The 21,571-nt window shown below is 68.4% G+C and carries 19 protein-coding genes and 2 pseudogenes; 12 read left to right on the top strand and 9 right to left on the bottom strand.

Translation table 11 applies throughout. The features are described 5' to 3' along the window. Positions 1-74: 74 nt before the first annotated feature. Positions 75-551 (bottom strand): annotated as a pseudogene (locus tag ACNPQM_RS32090) (protein kinase family protein); the annotation flags it as partial. Between the two features lie 278 nt (positions 552-829). On the opposite strand from ACNPQM_RS32090, the gene ACNPQM_RS32085 reads away from it, so the two are divergent. Then, entirely contained in the window at positions 830-1,315 is a 486-nt protein-coding gene (locus ACNPQM_RS32085) for a hypothetical protein (RefSeq protein WP_418086706.1), read from the top strand. 150 nt (positions 1,316-1,465) lie between these two features. Here ACNPQM_RS32085 and ACNPQM_RS32080 read toward each other — a convergent pair whose 3' ends face one another. From ACNPQM_RS32080 to ACNPQM_RS32070, 3 genes are all read right to left on the bottom strand, one after another. Beyond that, positions 1,466-2,206: a TniQ family protein gene (locus ACNPQM_RS32080; RefSeq protein ID WP_418086705.1), complete on the bottom strand. Its 741-nt coding sequence runs from the start codon at positions 2,204-2,206 to the stop codon at positions 1,466-1,468. Positions 2,207-2,374: 168 nt separating this feature from the next. Beyond that, a complete protein-coding gene (locus ACNPQM_RS32075) occupies positions 2,375-2,788 on the bottom strand; it encodes a DUF4267 domain-containing protein (protein ID WP_418086704.1) in 414 nt (137 codons plus the stop codon). A gap of 326 nt (positions 2,789-3,114) precedes the next feature. Continuing rightward, the gene (locus ACNPQM_RS32070; RefSeq protein WP_418086703.1) at positions 3,115-3,561 is read right to left on the bottom strand and encodes an anthrone oxygenase family protein; all 447 of its coding nucleotides are present in this window, start codon (positions 3,559-3,561) and stop codon (positions 3,115-3,117) included. Positions 3,562-3,653: 92 nt separating this feature from the next. On the opposite strand from ACNPQM_RS32070, the gene ACNPQM_RS32065 reads away from it, so the two are divergent. The 7 genes from ACNPQM_RS32065 to ACNPQM_RS32035 all read left to right on the top strand — a co-directional run bounded on the left by ACNPQM_RS32065 (position 3,654) and on the right by ACNPQM_RS32035 (position 9,729). Then, positions 3,654-4,232: a TetR/AcrR family transcriptional regulator gene (locus ACNPQM_RS32065; RefSeq protein WP_418086702.1), complete on the top strand. Its 579-nt coding sequence runs from the start codon at positions 3,654-3,656 to the stop codon at positions 4,230-4,232. A gap of 472 nt (positions 4,233-4,704) precedes the next feature. Beyond that, positions 4,705-4,860 (top strand): hypothetical protein, encoded by a 156-nt coding sequence (locus ACNPQM_RS32060; RefSeq protein WP_418086701.1) that lies wholly within the window; start codon positions 4,705-4,707, stop codon positions 4,858-4,860. Positions 4,861-4,930: 70 nt separating this feature from the next. Further along, positions 4,931-5,188: a transposase gene (locus tag ACNPQM_RS32055; RefSeq protein ID WP_418086700.1), complete on the top strand. Its 258-nt coding sequence runs from the start codon at positions 4,931-4,933 to the stop codon at positions 5,186-5,188. A 37-nt stretch (positions 5,189-5,225) separates the two neighbouring features. Further along, a complete protein-coding gene (locus ACNPQM_RS32050) occupies positions 5,226-5,978 on the top strand; it encodes an IS3 family transposase (protein WP_418086699.1) in 753 nt (250 codons plus the stop codon). A gap of 126 nt (positions 5,979-6,104) precedes the next feature. After that, positions 6,105-6,974 (top strand): alpha/beta fold hydrolase, encoded by an 870-nt coding sequence (locus ACNPQM_RS32045; protein WP_418086698.1) that lies wholly within the window; start codon positions 6,105-6,107, stop codon positions 6,972-6,974. 127 nt (positions 6,975-7,101) lie between these two features. Next, on the top strand, positions 7,102-8,970 hold the full coding sequence (locus ACNPQM_RS32040; RefSeq protein WP_418086697.1) for a hypothetical protein: 1,869 nt from the start codon (positions 7,102-7,104) through the stop codon (positions 8,968-8,970). A 99-nt stretch (positions 8,971-9,069) separates the two neighbouring features. Next, the gene (locus tag ACNPQM_RS32035; protein WP_418086696.1) at positions 9,070-9,729 is read left to right on the top strand and encodes a helix-turn-helix domain-containing protein; all 660 of its coding nucleotides are present in this window, start codon (positions 9,070-9,072) and stop codon (positions 9,727-9,729) included. Positions 9,730-9,776: 47 nt separating this feature from the next. On the opposite strand, the gene ACNPQM_RS32030 is transcribed toward ACNPQM_RS32035, so the two are convergent. Further along, positions 9,777-11,273, bottom strand: a complete 1,497-nt coding sequence (locus ACNPQM_RS32030) for an amino acid permease (protein WP_418086695.1) — start codon at positions 11,271-11,273, stop codon at positions 9,777-9,779. A 143-nt stretch (positions 11,274-11,416) separates the two neighbouring features. Here ACNPQM_RS32030 and ACNPQM_RS32025 point away from each other — a divergent pair, with 143 nt between their 5' ends. Further along, positions 11,417-12,274: an IclR family transcriptional regulator gene (locus tag ACNPQM_RS32025; protein ID WP_418086694.1), complete on the top strand. Its 858-nt coding sequence runs from the start codon at positions 11,417-11,419 to the stop codon at positions 12,272-12,274. 3 nt (positions 12,275-12,277) lie between these two features. On the opposite strand, the gene hutC is transcribed toward ACNPQM_RS32025, so the two are convergent. Next, positions 12,278-13,027, bottom strand: coding sequence for a histidine utilization repressor (gene hutC / locus ACNPQM_RS32020; protein WP_418086693.1), 750 nt, complete (start codon positions 13,025-13,027; stop codon positions 12,278-12,280). A gap of 216 nt (positions 13,028-13,243) precedes the next feature. On the opposite strand from hutC, the gene hutU reads away from it, so the two are divergent. The 3 genes from hutU (at position 13,244) to ACNPQM_RS32005 (ending at position 17,878) form a co-directional block, all read left to right on the top strand. Continuing rightward, complete coding sequence (hutU, locus tag ACNPQM_RS32015; protein WP_418086692.1) at positions 13,244-14,929, top strand: urocanate hydratase; 1,686 nt, start codon at positions 13,244-13,246, stop codon at positions 14,927-14,929. Beyond that, the gene (gene hutG / locus ACNPQM_RS32010) at positions 14,926-15,915 is read left to right on the top strand and encodes a formimidoylglutamase (protein WP_418086691.1); all 990 of its coding nucleotides are present in this window, start codon (positions 14,926-14,928) and stop codon (positions 15,913-15,915) included. Before hutU ends, hutG begins: the two co-directional genes overlap by 4 nt. Positions 15,916-16,249: 334 nt before the next feature. Continuing rightward, positions 16,250-17,878 carry an IS200/IS605 family accessory protein TnpB-related protein gene (locus ACNPQM_RS32005; RefSeq protein ID WP_418086690.1) on the top strand — a complete coding sequence of 543 codons (1,629 nt, stop codon included), beginning with the start codon at positions 16,250-16,252 and terminating at the stop codon, positions 17,876-17,878. On the opposite strand, the gene ACNPQM_RS32000 is transcribed toward ACNPQM_RS32005, so the two are convergent. The 3 genes and pseudogenes from ACNPQM_RS32000 to ACNPQM_RS31990 form a co-directional block, all read right to left on the bottom strand. Beyond that, entirely contained in the window at positions 17,862-18,092 is a 231-nt protein-coding gene (locus ACNPQM_RS32000; RefSeq protein WP_418086689.1) for a HutD family protein, read from the bottom strand. The genes ACNPQM_RS32005 and ACNPQM_RS32000 overlap by 17 nt on opposite strands. A 146-nt stretch (positions 18,093-18,238) precedes the next feature. Next, complete coding sequence (locus ACNPQM_RS31995) at positions 18,239-20,998, bottom strand: aminotransferase class I/II-fold pyridoxal phosphate-dependent enzyme (RefSeq protein ID WP_418086688.1); 2,760 nt, start codon at positions 20,996-20,998, stop codon at positions 18,239-18,241. A gap of 67 nt (positions 20,999-21,065) precedes the next feature. Then, positions 21,066-21,437, bottom strand: a pseudogene (locus ACNPQM_RS31990) (amidohydrolase family protein); the annotation flags it as partial. Between the last annotated feature and the right edge of the window lie 134 nt (positions 21,438-21,571).

Raw genomic sequence — 21,571 nt, 5'->3', positions numbered from 1 at the left:
CTCGGTGACCCCCCACTACGACCAGCTGCTGAACCGGCGCGGCCACACGGCCGGAGACAAGGAAGGATCACGATGCGCAAGCAAGGACTGACCGAGGAAGCCGCCACTGCCTCCATCGACCAGGCATAAGCGGCAATACAGCCCTCGGGAGGGGAGTCGGGCAGCACACGCCAGTGGTACATCAGCGGAAAACCCGCGTACTCCCTGCCCAGGACCCAGTCGGTGGTCATGGTGTGTACGGCCAGTTCCCGCCAAGCGCCGAAGCCGGCCGAGCCCACTCCGTACTGGTAGAACATCGGCAGACCGAAGAGGTTCGCCGTTGACCGCAGGTTCTCCGGCCGGGTCTCGGCGTCCGTCAACGGCACCCTCTTGACGAAGACCCGCGTCCCGTCGATGTCCAGCTCCGCGGACCTGCCGCCGATGCCGGCCTCGACCGCAGAAGCGGACTCCACGACCTCGCCGAGCCGCCTGTCGCTCACCAGGGACAGGCGGGTGGCCACGCTCCCGTAGGCGGCAAGCCGCGCGGCGTACGTGGAGTCAGGGTGGCGCATCAACAGCTCCTCCGTGCCCGAACCGGGGCGTCAGTAATCATACTGTCCCGTCTCATTAGATCTTGCTTTCGTGGGGCCTGCTGACCAGCGATGATGCTCTTTGGTCTGAGAGGGGACCACGCCCGTGTCTCATCTCATCGTGCCCGCGCTGAGCAGACGCCGACGGCTGTCTCACTTCATCGTGTCTGCTGGCTTGGGAGGACAGCCGTGGCGGGTCGGCGCTCTGACTGCTGATCGGCGATCTTCCTGGCCGTTGGGCCAGCCGACAGGTTCGTCCCATGAGATCACCACAGGCGGACGTGCATCATTCGGCGTCGTCCTGGCGGCAGCCCTGCCCTCCGGCGGCCTCCGTCGAGCGCAGCATGCTGGTCGAAAAAATCGCCAAGCGCATCCTGGCTCTCGGGCAGGGTCGTCTGCTCGTGGGGATCGACGGTTTCACCGCTGCTGGGAAGACGAGCTTCGGACATGAACTGGCTGAGTGGATCAGTGCTGCGCGGCGGCCAGTGCTCCGGGCGACTCTTGACGATTTCAAGAAGCCGTGGAGGGACCGGCATCTGTACGACCGGGAGTCTGGTGAGGGGTACTACCGCAACGCGTATGACTATGAGGCGGTCAAGCGCCTGCTGCTGGATCCCTGCCGGTCATCGGAAGCGATCTCCTCCGTGCTGTGCAGCATCGACCCGCTGACCCAGCGAGATCACTCATCGGAAGCGAAAAGCGGACGCCGTGCTGATCGTGGATGGTGTCTTCGCGTTCCGGCCTGAGATCAATGAGTACTGGGACTTCCGGATCCGGTTGCAGGTAGATGCGGAGCTGTCCGTTCGGCGAGGTGCCGAGCGTGACCAGAACTGGGGCGGGTCTGAAGCCGAGTCGATCCACCGCAACAGGTATCTGGTGGCCGAGGGCATCTATCTTCAGGAAGTCGACCCGCTGCCGATGGTGGATGTTGTCATCGACAACTCGGCATTCGCGCGTCCGCAGATCGTGACACCGTGACGTCGGCATGGTGCTGGTGGATGGTCGATCGAGCGAAGGCCACGGAGCATGTTGGCTGCCCTGCGGCCGTCAGTTCCCTGCTTGGGTGTGATGTAGCGGTAGATCGTGGCGGGTGCCGCCTGGGCGATCTTCGGGACTGGGGTGCCGGAGTCGTAGAGCTGCTGAGCCTGTTCGGCCTGCTCAGGGGTGAGCCGTGGGCGTCGGATGACCTCTGGGACGGTGTGCAGTTCGAGCTGGTGTCCGTATCGGCCGATCCAGCGGCCGTGACGCAGGCAGATGTTGGTGCTGACCGGGACGTGGTGTGAGGCGTGGGTGGTGACGCCCAGGCCGGCCAGGCAGCGGGTGCAGACAGGCTGGGTCGTCCAGCCTTTGTCGGGCAGCAGCTTGAGGGGCTGTGCGGTGAAGCGGGCATTCAGTTCCGCGGTCCGCAGGTCGGGCAGGGCCTGCGGGAGCCGGTCGACAGGATGTCCGGACAGGCAGTGGATCGCATGCAGGGTAGTGAGCTTGCCGGGGTGGATGCGGTCGGGGTCCTGGATGTGTGCGGAAAGTTCCTGGTGGGAGATGCGGTTGGCGGCGGCGAGGCGTCCCAGGTAGGAGCCAAAGGTCTCGCGGTGGAGCGGTTCGATCGTGCGGGGCAGCTGCCGCAGCCGCGGGCCCAAGGTCGACTCGGCTCTCGTAAACGACCGTTCATGAGAATCGAGGCAGGGGGCCGCGCTGCGCCATCCCGGAGAAACGGGACCAGGCCGCCGCCCACTGGAAGAAAATCGTGCGCCTCGCCTTTCCCGGCGGGCGCTGACAGGCGAATACCGAAACGCGCCAAGGTGGCGTTAGGCGGGCGTTGCCGGAGCGGCCGCGACCTTGCGGGGGTCGCACATTATCAGCAGCCCGTTGACCCCCATCAGTGTTGCGGTCAGGCAGTGGACGCCGAGCGCGGTGGCGACGGAGCCGTGGTGGGCCAGCACGGTGGCCATGTCGCCGTACGCGGCGAGGGCCTCCACCAGCAGCACCCAGCCCAGCGCCCGGCGGTGGCCCGTCACCAGCAGGATGCCCAGGACCAGGGCCAAGACGACGTCGCGGATTCCCTTGATGATCAGGAAGCCGTCGCCGTCGCCGGACGGCCAGCTCGGCAGGCCAAAGCCCGGCGCCGTCGTCTCCGGGCTCAGGATGAACTCCATCCCGAACCAGAGGATGAAGAGGATGAAGGCGGCGGCCACGGCGGTGTTGACCTTCTTCAGCGACATTGTTCTTCTCCTTGCGAGTCTTCGCCAACTTGGTGAGCTTCGTGGAGCTTGCTGAGTCGTGTGTGGCCTGATCAGGCCGCGCGGGCGCGGCCTGATCGAGGGGCGTAGCTTGCCGGGATCGCAGTTGTGGGATCTGAGCGACAGCTGCATTCCCGAATGCCGGGATTTCGGTGGCCACCTGCTGCCCGGGGAGTGGGGATTGTGCGCCACCGGCGCGGCGTCGGCCCACCGGGTCAGAAATTCGAAGCCCTGTCGGGCTCACCCCGACGGAGCGAAGGCTGTCGACATACAGGGGCGAACCAGTGCATGTCGGGGCGGCTTTGGTATCAGGCGAGGGCGGCGACGAGCAGAGTGAAGGCGGCGATGATGACGGCGACGCGGACGTAGTGGTAGCGGTCCCAGCGGTTCATCTGCTCCTTCCAGTCGGCGGGCCGGTTGTCAGGGGTCCACGTCTTGCCCCGGTTGTTGATCGGGACGAGCAGCAGGATCGACATGATCACGCTGACGATCAGCAGTGCGGCGGCGGTGATGACGAGGCCGGTGCCGTGGTGGTGCCATCCCGCGACAGCCCAGACCGCGGCGAGGACGAGTGAGCCGATGTACCAGAACGGCATTACGGCGCCGAGCATTCGGCCCCCGTGGGAGTGGGCCTGCTGGTTACTGTCCTCTGGGAGGGCGTTGAAGATCGGGTTCATGACGAAGGCGACGGAGAACTCCACTCCCACCATCAGGCCGACGACCACGGTGGTGATGACCTCGAGTGCGTTGAGCATGTTGCCCCTCCCGGGATCTAGCGTTGCTAGCTGATGCGAGCAACGCTAGTACTACTGCCGCTTGACTGTCTAGCGGTGCTAGGATTCAAGTTATGTCGGTACAGGAACGCAAGGCACGCGAACGGGCGGGCCGCGAGCGCCTCATCGTGGCGACGGCCCGCGAACTCGCCGAGCAGCAGGGCTGGGACGCGGTCACCACGCGCCGGCTCGCCGAGCGCATCGAGTACAGCCAGCCCGTCCTCTACAGCCACTTCCGCGGCAAGCGGGAGATCATCGGCGCCGTCGCCCTGGAGGGCGCCGCCGAGATGGCCGCGGCGGTGCGGGCCGCGACCTCCGTCGCGGAAGGCCCGCGCGCCCGGGTCGTCGCCCTCGCGCGCGCCTATCTCGACTTCGCCGCGCGCAACTCGGCGGTCTACGACGCCTTGTTCCAGCTTGACGGCGGCCTGGCGTACGCGCAGGAGGACACCCCGGAGCCGCTGAAGGACGCCTTCGCCGCGCTAATGGAGAGCCTCGGCGAGCTCGCCGGGGACGGCATCGACCCGGGGCTGTTCACCGAGGTGTTCTGGGCGTGCTTGCACGGCATCGCGACCCTGACCCGGGCGGGACGGCTGCCGCCGGAGTACGCCGAGCAGAGGGTGGAACTCCTGGTGGACCGACTCGCTGTGCTCTGACACACCTTCCCAGCGGGCACGCGGCCGGGGTCCTCGGACCCCGCCGCTGCTCAACCGAGCTTTGCCGAACCTCGGCAGAGCCGTTGGACGCTGTGCTAGACGGCAAGATCAGCCCTTAGCGCCAACCGCTGTTCCTACCGACGCCAATTGCATCGGATGCGAATAAGCGACACTCGCCCTGGAAGGTAGCCGGAGACTGCACAAAAGCGGTCCCAGCAGGGCCGTTGGCGGGGCAAAGCTTGCCGGGAGGGGCGCTAGCTCAGACACCAGCCGCAAGGTAGGTCGCGGGTAGCCGGACACGCCCCGTTTCCCGTTCCTGGGCACCGTCGTTGATCTGATCGAGTGATCGAGGCCAAAGGGGCGGGCGTGCGACAAGAATGGTCGCCAGAAGAGTTGTTGGCGAACTGGACCCTGGTAGACGGCGAGTGGGACCTGGTGGCGAACAAGAGCGGGGCGACTCGAGATAGGGCTGATGCGGCAGGGGCGCTGGCGGCCCTGGTCGATGGCCGGGTACGGCGCAGCGCAGGCGATCGCCTCGGATCTTCAGGTGGAAGTGCTCACCCCCGAGGTGACGGTGCGGGTGCTGGCCGCCGGGTACGTACCTGTCCTGCACCCGTCCGCTGGATGAACGCGAAGCTTCCCCTTGATCGTGGACACCTGGAGACTGGGACCTGAGGTTCCAGAGGAAGTAGCACCAGGTGGGAAGCAAGTACACGAAGCGGTACACCGAGGAGTTCAAGCGGGACGCGATCGCGCTCGTCGACTCCTCGGGCAAGACGGTCACCGCCGTGGCCCGGGAACTCGGCATCAGCTCCGAGTCCCTGCGCGGCTGGTGCCGCAAGGCCAAGACGGACCGGGGCGAGGGCGAGTCCGGTGAGTTGACCAGTGCCGAGCGCGAGAGCTCAAGCGGCTACGCAAGGAGAACCGTGAACAGCAGCAGACGATCGAGATCCTGAAAAAAGCGACCGCCTTCTTCGTGAAGGAGAACGACCGGTGAGCGAGTTGTACCGGTCTGTCCACGCGGAGAAGGCGAACTATCCGATCGCTCTGCTGTGCCGGGTCCTGCACGTGGCCCGCTCCTCCTACTACGCCTGGCGCGAGAGCGAGGCCGCCCGCCGTGCTCGCCAGGCTGCCGACGACTCGCTCGCGTACGAGATCACCGTGCTGCACCTCGCCTCCCGGAAGACCTATGGTGTTCCGCGCATCCATGCCGAACTGCGGCGTCTGGGAAGACAGGTGAACCGAAAGCGCGTCGCCCACGTCATGCGCGAGCGCGACATCCGGGGCGTCACCCGGCGGAAGCACCGCTTGCTGACCCGGCCGGACAAGAAGGCGAAGCCGGCCCCGGACCTGATGGGCCGCGATTTTCACGCCGAGCGTCCCGGGATCAAGCTGGTCGGGGCTGCGGTTGATCAGCAGGGCCTGGGCCGGCACCCCGGGCAGCCGGCAGCGGCCGTCCTCACGGCTCTGGCTGCGGTAGCCCCAGCGGTCCGAGACCATCGCGACTTCGGCCATCGCCGTCTCCAGCGTCTCCGGCCCGAACAGCAGCCCGGCCAGGTAGAACCGGTTGAAGTAGCCCAGATGGTGGTAATCGGTGAAGCTGGGTGGTTCGGTGATGTTGCCGATGCGCAGGGTAAGTTCGCCGAGGTGGTAGAAGATCATGCGGCCGGTCGGGCGGACCCGACGGTTGCCGGCCCGCCTGCACCCTGGAGCCACCCCGAGCCGACAGCAGGCGTCCTGCCGTGACGCGGCAACGCCCACCAGGAAACCCATTCCGAACCAACCAGCAAGCACCAATTTGGCAGGTGGGACAAAGCAGGGCGTAGTCGACCGGCTGTACAACCACTCAAACTCGACAGAACGGTTAGATATATGACCTCCGCAGTCCATCACCGCACCGCCACCGTCAACGGCCTCGAAGTCTTCTACCGGGAGGCAGGCAACTCCGGTGCGCCCGCCGTGGTACTGCTCCACGGCTTTCCGACCAGCTCGCACATGTTCCGCCACCTGATTCCGGCGCTCGCCGAGCGGTACCACGTAATCGCCCCCGACCACATCGGGTTCGGCCAGTCGGCAATGCCCTCCCTGCAGGAATTCCCCTACACGTTCGAGGCCCTCACCCAGGTCACCTCCGGCCTGCTGCAGCATCTGGGTGTCGACCGGTTCGCGATGTACGTGCAGGACTACGGCGCCCCTATCGGCTGGCGGCTCGCGCTCGCGGCTCCAAACCGCATCACCGCGATCATCACCCAGAACGGCAACGCCTACTCCGAAGGTTTCGTCGAGCCCTTCTGGGACGGCGTGTTCGCCTACGCCCAGGCTCCGGGACCGGACACCGAAGCCCCCGTACGCGGCGCTCTCACTCCCGAGGTGACCCGCTGGCAGTACGTGAACGGAGTCGCCGACCCAAGCCTGGTCAGCCCCGACAACTGGGTCCACGATCAGGCACTGCTGGACCGTCCCGGCAACGACGAGATCCAGCTCAAGCTCTTCCGCGACTACCCCACCAACGTGGATCTCTACCCGCAGGTCCACGGATACTTCCGCAACTCCCAGGTCCCACTGCTGGCGGTCTGGGGCGCCAACGACGAGATCTTCGGCCCGGCGGGTGCGCAGGCCTTCGTCCAGGACCTGCCCCATGCCGAGATCCACCTGCTCGAGTCCGGGCACTTCGCCCTGGAGAGCCATCTCGAGACCATCACCCAGTACATCCACGACTTCCTCGGCCGCGTCCTCGTCTGACGCGGCGCCAAAGGGCTGTCCCGTGATCCCTGATGGATCGGCGCGCGGCGTCAGAGATCAGGGGAGCCCGGTCCTGCTGGTGAGGGCCGGTGGGCACAGGTGCGATGGCCTACCGCATAATCCTCGGGTGTCCGAGAGCCCGGTTCCGATACCGTCGGGGTCCGTCCCCGCAGACATTCCCAACTGGCAGTCCGTCGACGCCGCGGCGTGGCGGAAGGCCGGCCTGGCGCCGTGGACGAGGCCGTTGTGGTCCGTCCTGGCACTGCTCGTCCCACTGGTCGTGGCAATCGGCGCGGATCCGGAACCGGTGTGCAGCGATGCGATTCCGTGCGGTCCCGACTGGGTCGGCATGGTGCAGGCGGGCCTGGCCGTGGGCCTGCTGTACTGGCTCGCCCGACTTCCCGAACTCACCCTCGTCACCGCGCCGGTCCTGGCGGTCCTCGTGGCGTGGGAGCAGTTCCCCGCCCCCGGAGAGGTGTCCCGAGCCGCGAACATGGCGGTGATCGCGGTCCTCGCGCTCGGCTGGGCCGCGGCCTGGGCGCGGTCGGCCGCCCGGCGTGAGCAGCGGCGACTCGTGGAGCGGGCCGCCGCCGGGATACGGCACAGGTTGCCCGAGCCCGCCGGCCCGCTGTGGCGGGGGACGATCCCCCTCGCAGCCGGTGCCATGCTGTGCGTCGTGGCCGCCGGCGCGATCTGCCTGGGCCTGAGCGGTGTGCGCGAGGACGAGCGCCATGCCACTGGGGCGGAGCGCATCGCGGCCGAGGTGATCAGCCGGAACGACGTGTCGGTCCGTGTCCGCACCAACGACGCGCGGCGCATCACTGTCGACGCGGCGTTCCCCGAGGACTACGCCGTCGGGACCAGGGTGACGGTGCTGGAGGACGGACGGTGGCGGCGCCTGGCCGCCGAGCCGTACGACGCTGTCGGCTGGCAACTGCTGGCGCTGGCCGCCGGGCTGCCGGGCATCTCGCTGCTCACGACGGGCGTCCTGGCACGCCGCCGCAGTGCGGCGCTGCGCTGGGGACCGGTGCCGGCTCTGCGGGTGCTGGGGCGCGTCGATCTCAACGGACGGGCTTGGGTCTACGCCGCCGACGACGCCTCTGACAGCACCCCCCTCTTCAGCTGTCTCCTCGTGCAGGTGCTGCCCGACGAGGACCAGCCCGATGAGGGGGAGTACGACGAGGAGGACTGGGAGGGCGAGGACGCCCCGGTCTTCGACACGCGGCTGCACGAGGCGGTCATGTTCGGCGCCCCGTGCGAAGGCGGCGAGCTGGTCTTCCTCACGGCCGACGGAGAGGGGACCCCGGTGGTGACGCGCACCAGGGGGCCGGTCCGGTTGCCCAGGAGGGGCCCTGGCCCCCTGGCACACGCCCCGAACCTCCACGCGATCGAGGAATCCGCCGGCGCCAAGCCGCTGCCGGACAACCGTGTGGCAGAGGTGGCCGCGACCCTGACACCCACCGGCCGGCCGATGCGCTGGGGACCTGGCAAGGCGGCCAGGGCCGGCGGGCTGGCCTTCACGGCTTGCGCAGTGGTGGGGACCGAGTTCGTCACCGACACGCTGCTGGCGGACGGGTTCGGCTGGCACGTCCTCGGCTTCTTCGGACCGTTCATGCTGCTCAACCTGGCGGCCACCCTGCTCAACTGGCGGGTCACCGCGGACAGCGCGGGGCTGTGGCTGACCGGAGTCTGGAAGGTGCGGCATGTACCGTGGGAACGGCTGCGGGGGGCCGCCTACACCCGTGAGGGCACGGTCGAGATCCGAGTGCGCGACCAGGACACCTGGGAGCTGCCCGGCATCGGCTGGCCCTGGGCGGAACGCCGACTGGGACTGCGCCCGCCGTACAACCGGATGACCGACGAGATCAACGCGCTGCACACCCGTCCGGAGCTGCGCCCCATCGAGCAGAGTCCACCGCGCAACCACGGCCTGCCACTGGGTCCCGTCCTCGCTGTGCTGTTGGCTCTGACCGTACTGCTGCCGTTCCTCGGGTGAGTGCCGCCCGGGCGCGGCGGCTGCACCAGGTGGAAGTGGTCCACGACCAGGGTGGCCTGCGGCAGGACCCGGCGGATCGGCGACTTGAAGATCATGCACATGTCGATCGTGCGGCACGTCAGCGCGGCCGGACTGGTCATGGCGTTCAATCCGGACGAGCCGCACGACGGACAGTCGGCCGTGCATCAGGGTTACCGCTACCGGATGCTGCACCTCGGCGAGGATCTCGTCCGGAAAGTTCTCGCCGACGCGGCGCCCGGCACAGCCGGGCTGCCGCTCTTCGGCACCCCTGTCGTGGACAACCCAGCCCTGGCCCGCCTCCACACCGCGGTCGCCAAGAACGCACCCCGCTTGGTCGTCGAGGAACGCCTCACCGCCGCCGTGCTGGCCCTGAGCCGTCACGCCTCGACGAGGCCCGCGCCTCTGCCGGACCGGCAGGGCCGCATGGACCTGGAGGCGATGGCGCGGGCCCGCAACCTGCTGCGGCAGCGGTTCGTCGACAACATCTCCGCCGACGAGCTGACGCGGACGGCCGGCTGCAGCCGCTTCACGCCGTACCGCGGCTTCCGCGCGGCGTACGGCTTCGCGCCCAGCGAGTACCAGCGGGATCTGAGGTTGCGCCGAGCCCGCGCACTCCTGGCCGAGGGCATGGCGCCGTCGCTGGCGGCCGCCGAGGCCGGTTTCGCGAACCAGGCCCATCTCACCCGGTGGTTCACCCGCACCTACGGCGTCACCCCCGCCGCATACCGCACGGCGTGACGCACCTTCAACAGCGACACGGCCCTCTGCGGCCCGGATCCCGGGGCTCAGCGCCGACGGCCTCCGTCCGCGACGTTCGCCGGGGGCTGCCATCGCGGCGCGCCGGCCGGTCCCTCCGGATTCGCCAGGTCTCCTTCCGGCGTCTTGTCCACCATCTTCTCCATGACGGCCGAGGGCTGCGTTACGGGACGCTGCGGACGGACCCACAGGACATGGACGCCCGCGAGGAGGGCCAGCCACGCTGCCCCGACGACCAGGGCGATGCGTGTGCTCTCGTCGAAGGCGAGCAAGACCATGACCGCGGCCATGAAGACGATGGCGGCGATCTGACCATAGGGCCAGAAGGGTGCAGGGAACTTCAGTGACGCCGCCTCGTCGGCGGACATCGCCCGCCGTGCCTTGACCTGGGTGAGCAGGATCATCAGCCACACCCAGACGGTGGCGAATGTGGCGATCGAGGAGATGATCAGGAAGATCTTGCCGGGCATGAGGACGTTCATCAGCACGCCGAACAGCAGGGCCCCGATCATGACGAGGGTGGTTACCCACGGCACGCCGTTGCGGGTGACCCGCAGCATGACCGCGGGTCCCTGCCGACGCTGCGCCAGGCCGTACATTGTGCGGCCCGCGGCGAAGATGTCGCTGTTGATCGCTGACAGGGCAGCGGTGAGGACAACGAGGTTCAGCACGGCGGCTGCGGACTTGAGCCCGACGCCGGCGAAGATCTCGACGAAGGGGCTGCCCGAGGCGTCGATGTTCTGCCAGGGGGTGATCGACATGATCACGGCGAGTGTCAGGACGTAGAAGAGGATGATCCGCAGCGGGATGGAGTTGACCGCACTCGGGATGGTCTTCTCCGGGTGTTCTGCCTCGCCTGCTGTGACGCCGATGATCTCCGTGCCGCCGAAGGCGAACATGACCACGGCGAAGGAGATGATGAACCCGTCGGCGCCGCCTGCGAAGAAGCCCCCGTTGCTCCAGAGGTTTGACAGACCCATGTGGCCGTCGCTGCTGCCGAGACCGAAGGCGATGACGGCGATGCCGACGAGAATCATTGCGACGATCGCGACGATCTTCACCAGGGAGAGCCAGAACTCCAGCTCCCCGAAGACCTTGACGCTGACGAGGTTGAGCGCGCCGATAAGAAGGACGGCGGCAAGCACCCAGATCCACCGTGGCACGTCGGGGAACCAGAAGCCCATGTAGACGCCGACTGCGGTGATGTCCGCTATGCAGACGATGACCATCTCGAAGGCGTAGGTCCAGCCCGTGGTGAAGCCGGCGAGCGGACCGAGGTGCTTGGTCGCGTACTCGCCGAAGGAGCCGGCGCTCGGGGATGCCACGGCCATCTCGCCGAGGGAACGCAGCACAAGGAAGACGGCCGCTCCGCCGATCAGATAAGCCAGAAGAACTGCGGGCCCGCCGGCCTGGATGGACTCGGAGGAGCCGTAGAAGAGGCCCGTGCCGATCGCGGAGCCGAGGGCGATGAAGCGGATGTGCCGGGAACGGAGCCCTCTCCTCAGACCGGCGGTGTCAGTACGCAAAGGAGTGTCTCCCTCTTGGGGTGTGCGCCGGAAGGCATGACGGAGCGACGTATGTCCCGACCGCGCCGGTGTCGTCCGAGCTCCCGGCTACGGATGGCAGCCTGTATATTCCTGCCTATACAGGAACGTCAAGAGGTGGTCCGATGAGTGAACGCGAGTCGACGCCGGGTCCGTCGCCGTCACCGAACGCGTCGTCGAGCGCGTCACCGGCCGTCGGCCGAGCCCTGGACATGCTGGTGTATCTCGCCGGGCGCCCCGGCCTGGTGCCGGCCGCGACGCTCGCCCGTGATCTGGGCATCCCCCGCTCGTCCGCGTACCACATCCTCACCGTTTTGGCCGACCGCGGTTTCGTCACTTACGTGGCGACGGAGCAGGCGTACGGGCTGGGCGTCACCTCGTTCGAGGTGGGCTCCGCCTATCTGCGGCACGAGCCCCTGGAGCGGCTTGCCCGGCCCATTCTGCGTACCCTCGCGAGGCGCCTGGGCCAGACGGCGCACCTGGGGATTCTGCACGGTGCGGAGACGGTCTACCTGCTCAAGGAAAGGCCGCCCGCAGGCCGGTCCGGTGACATCGACATTGCCCTCGTCACCGACATCGGCGTCCGCCTGCCGGCCCACCTCACGGCCAACGGGCGCGCCATCCTCGCCCATACATCCGAGGCACAACTCCGGGCGCTCTTTCCCCGGCCGGGCGACTTGACCACCCGAACAGGCAAAGGCCCCCGGACGCTGCCGGGACTAGCCGGCGAGCTGGCCCGGGAGCGGGAGCGCGGCTGGTCTCAGGAAGTCGAACTGGTCACCCCGGGGTTCTGTTCGATGGGTGTGGCGGCGTTCGACCACAACGGGCGGCCTGTCGCGGCGATCAGCAGCACCTGGCGCCGCCACCACTGCCGGCACGACGTGGACCAGGTGCGGGATGTCCTGCGGCAGGGCGCCGCACGGCTCACCGCGGCTGTCTCGGGTCATGCGCCGACGACAGAGGCGGGGGCGGCCGCCGCGTGAGCGTCAGTGCGGGGCAAATGCGCCCTCGAGGCGGTAGCGAGAGCCGGGGTGCAGCAGCCGCGCGATGCTGACGAGCGCGTCCCGTGACCACGTGCGGCGGTGGATCAGCAGGCACGGCTCGGATGACCCGATGCCGAGGATCGCGCACTCCTCCGGTGACGCCAGCACCGCCTCCACGATGTGCTCGCCCTTGCCCAGTGGCGCGACCTTGGAGAGGAACGTGAACGGCGTCTGCGCGGTGAAGTCCTGCTCCATATAACCGGGTGCGAAGGCCGGATTGACGTAGCGGTCCTCCAGCTGGAGCGCCACCCCGTCCTCGTAGTGCACCACCCGCGAGTGGAAGACCGGCTGTCCCTGGCGGAGGCCGAGGTGCGCGGCGGTCTTCTCGTCGGCCTGCTCCTCGCGTACGGACAGCACCCGGGCCTCGTAACGGTGGCCGCGGTGGTGCACCTCGTCGGCGATGTTGTGCACCTCAAGCAGTGCGGAGCTGGCCTTTTTCGGGGCGACGAAGCTGCCTACTCCCATGACCCGCCGGATGACGCCCTCGGCGGCCAGCTCGCGCAGGGCGCGGTTGATCGTCATACGGGACAGGCCGAGTGCCTCGACGAACTGACTTTCCGACGGCAGGGCGTCGTCCTCACGCCAGTGGCCGTCCGAGATCTGCTGGGCGACGAGGTCCTTGACGCGGTGGTACGCGGGAGCGGAACCGGCCGTGTGCCGCTCGTACAACCGGCCGAGCTCCGCTGGATCCACGACCAAGCCACCCATCGTCCTCGTCATCCGCTCCGTTGCCGCCGTCTCGTACCCGACTCGAATCTTAAGGGACAGGCCCGCCTCACGAAGAGGCTGATGTCACGGGGGCAAGGAAGGGTCTCGGATCCGAGAAACTCTGAGGGCGCCGCTGGGTCCGCGTCCACCGCTCCCGTGTCATGGCAGGGCAACGGCTCGAACCCTCTGTGAGGAGTACACATGACCAGCCCTTCCCCCAAAACCCCGGGCGTCGTCCGCGCCCCGCGCGGCACCGAACTGAACTGCCTCGGCTGGCAGCAGGAAGGCGCCCTGCGAATGCTCATGAACAACCTCGACCCCGAAGTCGCCGAGCACCCGGAGGACCTGGTCGTCTACGGCGGCACCGGAAAGGCTGCCCGCAACCGGGAGGCGTACGACGCCATCGTCCGTACGCTGAAGACGCTCAAGGACGACGAGACGCTCCTGGTGCAGTCCGGCAAGCCCGTCGGCGTGATGCGCACCAGCGAGTGGGCGCCGCGCGTGCTGCTGGCCAACTCCAACCTGGTCGGCGACTGGGCCAACTGGGAGGAGTTCCGGTCGCTGGAGGCCCGCGGGCTCATGATGTACGGCCAGATGACGGCCGGTTCGTGGATCTACATCGGCAGCCAGGGCATCCTGCAGGGCACGTACGAGACCTTCGGCGCGGTCGCCCGCAAGAAGTTCGGCGGCAGCCTGGCGGGCACCATCACACTCACCGCTGGCCTCGGTGGGATGGGCGGCGCCCAGCCACTCGCCGTCACCATGAACGACGGCGTGGCCATCTGCGTCGACTGCGACCCGACCCGCATCGAGCGCCGCATCGCCCACCGCTACCTCGACATCGCTGCCGACGACCTGGACCACGCCCTTCGCCTCGCCGTCGAGGCCCGCGACAACCGCAGGCCGCTCTCCATCGGCCTGGCCGGGAACGCCGCCGAGGTCTTCCCCGAACTGCTTCAGCGGGGCGCGCCCATCGACATCGTCACCGACCAGACCAGCGCCCACGACCCGCTGTCCTACCTCCCCATCGGCGTGAGCGTGGAGGAGTGGCACGAGCAGGCCCGCAAGGACCCCGCCAGCTTCACCGAGCATTCTCGCACGTCGATGGCCAAGCATGTCGAGGCGATGGTCGGCTTCCTCGACGCCGGCGCCGAGGTCTTCGACTACGGCAACTCCATCCGCGACGAGGCCCGCAAGGCCGGCTACCAGCGGGCGTTCGCCTTCCCCGGCTTCGTGCCGGCCTACATCCGGCCGCTGTTCGAGGAGGGCCTCGGCCCGTTCCGCTGGGCCGCGCTGTCCGGCGACCCGAAGGACATCGAGGCCACCGACCGGGCGATCATGGAGCTGTTCCCGGAGAACGAGCACCTGCACCGCTGGCTGAAGATGGCCGGCGAGCGCGTCGCGTTCGAGGGCCTGCCGGCCCGCATCTGCTGGCTCGGCTACGGCGAACGGCACCGCGCCGGGCTCAAGTTCAACGAGATGGTCGCCTCCGGCGAGCTGTCCGCGCCGATCGCCATCGGCCGTGACCACCTGGACTCCGGCTCCGTGGCATCCCCGTACCGCGAGACCGAGGCGATGCTCGACGGCTCCGACGCCATCGCCGACTGGCCGCTGCTCAACGCCCTGGTGAACACCTCCTCCGGCGCCTCCTGGGTCTCCATCCACCACGGCGGAGGCGTCGGCATGGGCCGCTCCATCCACGCCGGCCAGGTCTGCATCGCCGACGGCACCGAGCTCGCCGCCCAGAAGCTCGCCCGTGTGCTCACCAATGACCCGGGCATGGGCGTCATCCGGCACGCCGACGCCGGGTACGAGCACGCCACCTCGGTGGCCAAGGAGCGCGGCGTACGCATCCCGATGACGGAGACCGAGGGCGGCGCAGCGTGAGTGGCAGGCATACGCGTCAGGAAGCCCATCACGTTCACACGGACGTCCCGGCCGCCTCGTGGACCGGACGGGACGACGGCCCCGGCACCGAGAACCTGCGCTGGCACAAGGCCGTGCACCTCGACCCGGAGCAGGCTGCACCGGGGGAGGTCGCTTTCGTCGGCTTCCGCAGCGACGAGGGCATACGCCGCAACAAGGGTCGGCAGGGCGCCGCGAACGGCCCGGACGCCATGCGCCGCGCCCTCGCGTCGATGGCGCTGCCGAAGCCTCTGCGAGCGCTCGACGTCGGCGACATCGAGGTCGCTGGGGACGGTGAGGGCGTCCTGGAAGCAGGACAACAGCGCCTTGGCGATGCCGTCGCCGCGCTCGCCGATCGCGGCCACCTGGTGATGGTGCTGGGCGGCGGCCACGAGGTCGCCTACGGCAGCTACAGCGGGCTGGAACAGACACGGGCGCTGCGCGAGGGCGGCCGGCTGGGGGTGCTGAACCTCGACGCGCACTTCGACCTGCGTGACGACATCCGGCCCAGCTCCGGCACGCCCTTCCTGCAGATGGCGCAGAGCGAGAGGCGGCACGGCCGGGAGCTCAACTACTGGGTGCTGGGCGTCAGCCAGCCGAGCAACACGGAGCGGCTGTTCCACACCGCAGACACGCTCGGCGTGCGCTATCTGCTGGACACCGAGTGCGGTCTGCTCGACCTGGCGCGCACTGAGAGGTTCGTCGAGGAATTCCTCGCGAGCTGCGACGTCGTGCACCTGAGCATCGACCTGGACGTGCTCCCCGCCGCGGTAGCGCCGGGCGTCAGCGCCCCCGCTGCCTACGGGGTGCCGATGGACGTCATCGAGCGCGTCTGCCACCGGATAGCAGTAAGCGGAAAGCTCGCCGTCTGCGACATCGCCGAGCTGAACCCGGACTTCGACGTGGACCAGCGCACGGCCCGCGCCGGCGCCCGCCTGATCCATCGCATAGTGACCGCCCGAACATAACACCCCCGCGGGCGGTCACCCGTCCCGCCTTGAACAGGTCGCCAGGCCGTGAGAAGCGACGAAAGCCGCGGCCTGGCGACCGCGGCTTTCATGACGAGGCTGGGCCCCGGCCCAGCCTGACAAGTCAGCGGCCGGGTAGGTCGGAGCGCCCGGCAAGGGTTGTGAGCTGTTGCCGGTTTGCTGCGCTGAAGTGAGTTGTGGTGAGCGGGAGTGAGTCCTGTTCGCGGGTTCGTGGGGTGGGAACGGGGGTTCTGGGTCCGAAAGGGTGACCTTGACGGCTGCTGCTCGTTGGACTGGATGGCAGGTGCCCGGCCTGGTGGGAGGGGGTGACGCGGTGGGTGGTGTGCGAAAGTTGGCCGGATCCTTCGTGGTGCCCGGGCCTTGCGGGGTGGCGATCCGAGACCGTCTCAAGCACCTCACGCCCCAGGACGAGAAAGTCCTGCGCGCGGTCGGTGAGCATCAGGGTGCGCTCGCTTCCCGCGATCTCAAGGCTCGCTGCGCGGACGGTCTGAAGCACAGCGCGGACACCTGGGCGTCGCGCAAGCGGGACCTGACGAAGGAGTCGTCGTCGCGGATCGCCGGTGCGATCACCAAGGCCACGCACGATCAATGGGCGCTCGCGCGCCGTTGCCAGGCAACGCACATCGAGACACTGGAAACCGGGATCAGAACGCTGCGGCACCGTCTGTCCCTCCCGGTCGGTGAACCCGGAACGAAACGGGCCGCAGGAGGCTACCGCTCCAAGGGCGAGTGGTTTTACAAGTCCCGCCGCCTTGCCGCGCTGGAGGCACGGCACGCCGCCGTTGTCGCCGACCGGCAGGCCGGACGGGTGAGGGTGGTGCGGGGCGGCAAGCGTCTCCTCAACACTCGCCACCACCTCACCCGGGCCCGGCTCACCGAGGACCAGTGGCGGCAACGCTGGGATGCGGAACGCTGGTTCATCGCCGCTGACGGCGAGTCGGGGAAGCGGTTCGGGAACGAGACCATCCGCGTCACCTCGGACGGCGAAGTGTCCATCAAGCTGCCCGTCACGCTCGCCCACCTGGCCAATGCCAGGCACGGCCGGTACATCCTCACCGTCCGTATCGGCTTCGCGCACCGGGGTGCGGAGTGGACCGACCGCATCGGAGCAAACCGGGCCGTCGCCTACCGCATCCACCTCGACGTGGACCGCGGCCGCTGGTACCTCACCGCATCCTGGCAACGCCCCGTCGTCCGGACCATCCCGTTGGAGACCGCCCGCGCCCGGGGCATGATCGGTGTCGACACCAACGCCGATCACTTCGCCGCCTACCGGCTCGACCGGCACGGCAACCCCATCGGAGACCCGCACCGCTTCCCCTACGACCTATCCGGTTCGGCCGGTCACCGCGACGCGCAGCTCCGCCACGCCCTGACCCGCCTGATCAACTGGGCCAAGCAGGCCGGTGTCGCCGCGATCGGCATCGAAGACCTCGACTTCACCACCGAGAAGACCCGCGAGAAACACGGCCGCCGCAAGCGGTTCCGGCAGCTGATCTCCGGCATCCCGACCGGCAGGCTCAAGGCCCGCCTCGTCTCCATGGCCGCCGAACAGGGCCTCGCGATCGTCGCGGTCGACCCCGCCTACACCTCCCAGTGGGGTGCCCAGCACTGGCAGAAACCGCTGGTCACCCCACGCCGAAAGATGTCCCGTCACGATGCCGCCGGCATCGCGATCGGACGACGCGCCCTCGGACACCCGGTCCGGCGACGGACGGCACCGCCCCCACACGACCGGAGCGATCGTGCGGGGCATCGGACCGCCCAGGCCGGACCAGGCACCCGAGGACGTGAGGGAACCCGCCCACCCACAACGGACCGGCCCCCTGGAGAGCCGTCACCGAACGGGACGCGAAAACGGGAACCCAGCGCATCCAACACCGTTCGGGATGCGCCCAGTACACAGCAGTGGGTCCAGGACTCACTCATGCGCACTGGATAGGAACGGTAACGACGGGCTCGTGCGGAGCGTCCATCACGTGTGAGACCTCGTCAACCGTCAGGGCCATACCCGGTTCGCCGACAACGGTGATGATCCGCTCGACGCCCTCGAATGCGGAGAACGGTCCGCCGTGAGCGACATCGGCGACACTGACCCGCCATACGAAATCGTGCAGCCCCGCCCCCTCCGGGCAGGCGTCAACCTCCGAGGTCACACCACCATGTTCTTCCACGGTGCGGGCGTTCTCTCCTCAGCAGGCAGAATCTGCGGAGCCATGCAATTCCTTGCTGGTCTGATGCCACAGCCCCGTCTCCTGGACCGCCAAGGCCCAGGGGACGGACCGCTGCTCCCGTTACACGCCTAACGCGCACCGGCGAGGCGTGCCTCCAGCGCGGCGGGGGTGAAGACCCGGTATCCGTTCTCCGGGGCGTACCCGTGGATCTCGCGGGTGTCCAGAGCCGCCATGTAGGCCAGGATGTCCTTGCTGACCACCTGGCCCGGAACAAGTACCGGAAACCCAGGAGGATAGGGGGTGACGAACGTGGCGGATACGACCGGCCGGCCCCCGGCCGCCGCATCGGTGATCTCCTGAGCGGAGAGGTACTCGCACTCGGTGTCGTCGTAGGCGAGGAAGAACGCTGCGCGCATGTCCCCCTCAGGCGTACGGGCACTCGGGCGAAAGGCCGGATGGAATTCGCTGAAGTCCGGCAAGGCGGCGGATCCGATGCCCAGACCGTTCACCATCCGGTCGTGCGCGGCGCGTTCGCGGGGGCTCATCTCCTCGACGCGCTCCTCCAGATCCTCGGTGATCTTGACGAGCACCTCGATGAGATAGGCAACCGCGCTGCGCGTCGTACCGATATTGGTCATGAACAGCAGCGTGTTGCGGGTGGTCTTGTTGACCTGAACGCCGTACCGGTCCATCAGGAGGTCGTGCTTGAAGGTGTCTCCATCGACACCGGTGAGCCCGATGTGCATCGTCGCGCGGGTGGGGTCGAGGACGAACTCGTCCCTCTCCCATGCCTGAGCCATCCGAGCCAGGCCCGTACGCAGCGGCTGCTCGATCCCGGAGGAGCGGAAGCGCCGCGGGATGAGCTCCGGAGTGGTGAGGAAACGCAGGTACTTGCTGAGCAGCGGGTGCTGCTCGATGGCGTCCCTCAGCACGCCCGCCTGTTCGAGCTGCTTCTGCACCAGCTCGAAGCCCTCAAGCACCGCCTGCCGACGGCCGAGGTCCATGGAGGCGAGGATCTGGTAATTGGGCGACGTCGACGTGTGCGTCATGTACGCCTCGTGGAAGGTTTCCGCCACCTTGCGGCGGAAGTCCTGGTCGAAGACGTGCACCATGGAACCCTGACGCAGGGACGTCAGCGTCTTGTGCGTCGACTGGGTGGCGTACACCCTCACCCGGACCTGCTCCGGGTCGGGCATCAGCTGGCGGGCGAGGAGCGTCTCATCGTCCGGGTCGTCGCCGAGCTGCTCCCGGTGGGCGGCGTATTCCTCGGCGTACCGGGCGTCGCGGTAGCGGTCGGTCAGTTCCCGGGCCGCGGCCATCGCGGTGCGGCGCCGGTAGACGGGGTGGAAGCGGGCGAAGGCGAACCACGCCTCGTCCCACAGGAACGCCAGGTCCGGCTTGAGGGCCAGGCACTCCTCCATCATTCGGGAGGGGTTGTAGACGATCCCGTCGAACGTGCAGTTGGTGAGCATGAGCAGCTTGACGCGGTGGAGGACGCCCTCCTTCTTCAGCATCAGCAGCTTGCGCTTTATCTCCTCTATCGGCACGGCTCCGTACATGCCGTACTCGTCGAGGGGATAGGCGTCGAGGTAGACGACGTGGGCGCCGGCCAGCACCAGTCCGTAGTGGTGGGACTTGTGGCAGTTGCGGTCCACGAGCACGATGTCGCCGGGCCGCACCATGGCCTGCACGACGATCTTGTTGGCGGTGGACGTGCCGTTGGTGACGAAGTACGTCTGCCGGGCGCCGAACGCCTCGGCCGCCAGGTCCTGTGCCTCCCGCAGCGGACCGACGGGCGCGAGCAGGGAGTCCAGGCCGCCGGAGGTGGCGGAGGTCTCGGCGAGGAGGACGTTCATCCCGTAGAAGCGGGCCATCTCCGGTATCCAGCGGGAGTTGACCACCGAGGTGCCCCGGGAGATGGGCAGCGCGTGGAATACGCCGGTCGGCCGCCGGCTGTAGGCGCGCAGTGCGGTGAAGAACGGTGCGCGGAAGCGTTCGGCGATGCCGTGCAGGATGGTCAGGTGCAGTTCGAGGAGCCCTTCACGGGCGTGGAACACTCGCTGGAAGCACCGGCTGAGACGGCCGGCGGTCGTCTCCACGGACGCCTCGGACACCAGGTACAAGTCCAGCTCAGGACGGAGCGCGAGCAGCCGGTCGCCCAGAGCCTGCGCCCGTTCCTCGCTGTGCCACCGGGTCTCCTCGGCGACGTCGGCCGAGGCAGGGTCTGCCGCGGCGCCTTCGAAGAAGCGCCTCACCACCCGCAGGTCGTGCCGGGACCGGTCGCCGAACCGGTGGCGGATCACGACGGCCTGGACACTGGAGTTCACGAGTGACGCGATGACCGCATCGTCAAAGCTTGGGGCCACGACGATCTCGTACGCGAACTCGTCCTCGGCACGACGCAGATGGTGCAGCTCCTTGCGGAGTGCCTCCTCCTCGGCTGCGTCCAGGTCGCCGACGACGAGGACTTCGAAGTATGGCCTCGTCATCTGATGCCGGGTGTTTGGGTCCTGCGCCGTCTCATCGTCGCCGAGCTCCCTGGGCGCCGCTGAGGAGGCCATGGGGGCAGTCGCGGAGGATGTGGTGTTGCGGTGGCTGTCGCTGCCCAGTGCGCGGTTGAGGTCCTCGGTGCGCCTGGCCAAGTGCTGGTGCTCCCCGTTCTCATACAGCCGGCAAAGCTCCTCGAGCCCGGCCGTACCGGGGAAGGCCCAGCAATTTTCGATAGGTGCCAGCAGCCGGAACAGCTCCTCGATCCGCCCGGCTGCTCGCGGATGCGCGTCCGCGCCTTGGTCCGAGAGCTGGTGGGTGAGGTCCGCCAGCGAACTCCAGGCGTCGGCGCGCAACTGGCCGACGCTGTTGTGCACACTGGCGGCCGGCTGGTCATCCACCGTGACGAACCCCTTCGTACCGACGGCCCGCTCGCCAGACCGCCGACACCAGCGGCACCCCCGGGCGGTAGGCCGGATGCGTCGCGTGCAGGTGGTCGTCGGGGGCGGGGCGGGTGGCGTCGACGGTGGTCTGGATGCCGCCGGCCGAGTACGGGCGCCCCGACATGCGGGCGTTGAACTCGGCCCTGCGGTCCCCGGCGAAGAGGAGGTGGGAATGGGAGTCGACGAAGCCGGGAATCACGGCCCGGCCGTCGGCGTCCACCTGCTCGTCGGCCGCCGGAGCATGGGCGGCGGGGCCGACCCAGGCGATGTCGGTCCCGTCGATGAGGAGCGCGGCGTCGGTGAGAAGGCCGAGCGGACCTTCGCCGAGGACGGGGTCGTTGGTGACCAGCGAGCCGACGTTGGTGACGAGGGTGCTTGGCGGATGGTGCGAATCCATGTGGATACTCCTGGGTGATCGTGCAGCCGGCCGTTCGGGGCGGGTTGCGTATGCAGTCCCGCCGCAAGGTGCAGTACCACGCCCGAACGCATCCGACAGGGGCCTGCGCGCCGCCCGGCCCCAGAGGTCCGGGC

Source organism: Streptomyces sp. NPDC056231 (assembly GCF_048270745.1).
Taxonomy (GTDB): Bacteria; Actinomycetota; Actinomycetes; order Streptomycetales; family Streptomycetaceae; genus Streptomyces.
Note: the sequence above shows the minus strand (reverse complement) of the source record. Positions and strands in the feature narration are given on the sequence as shown.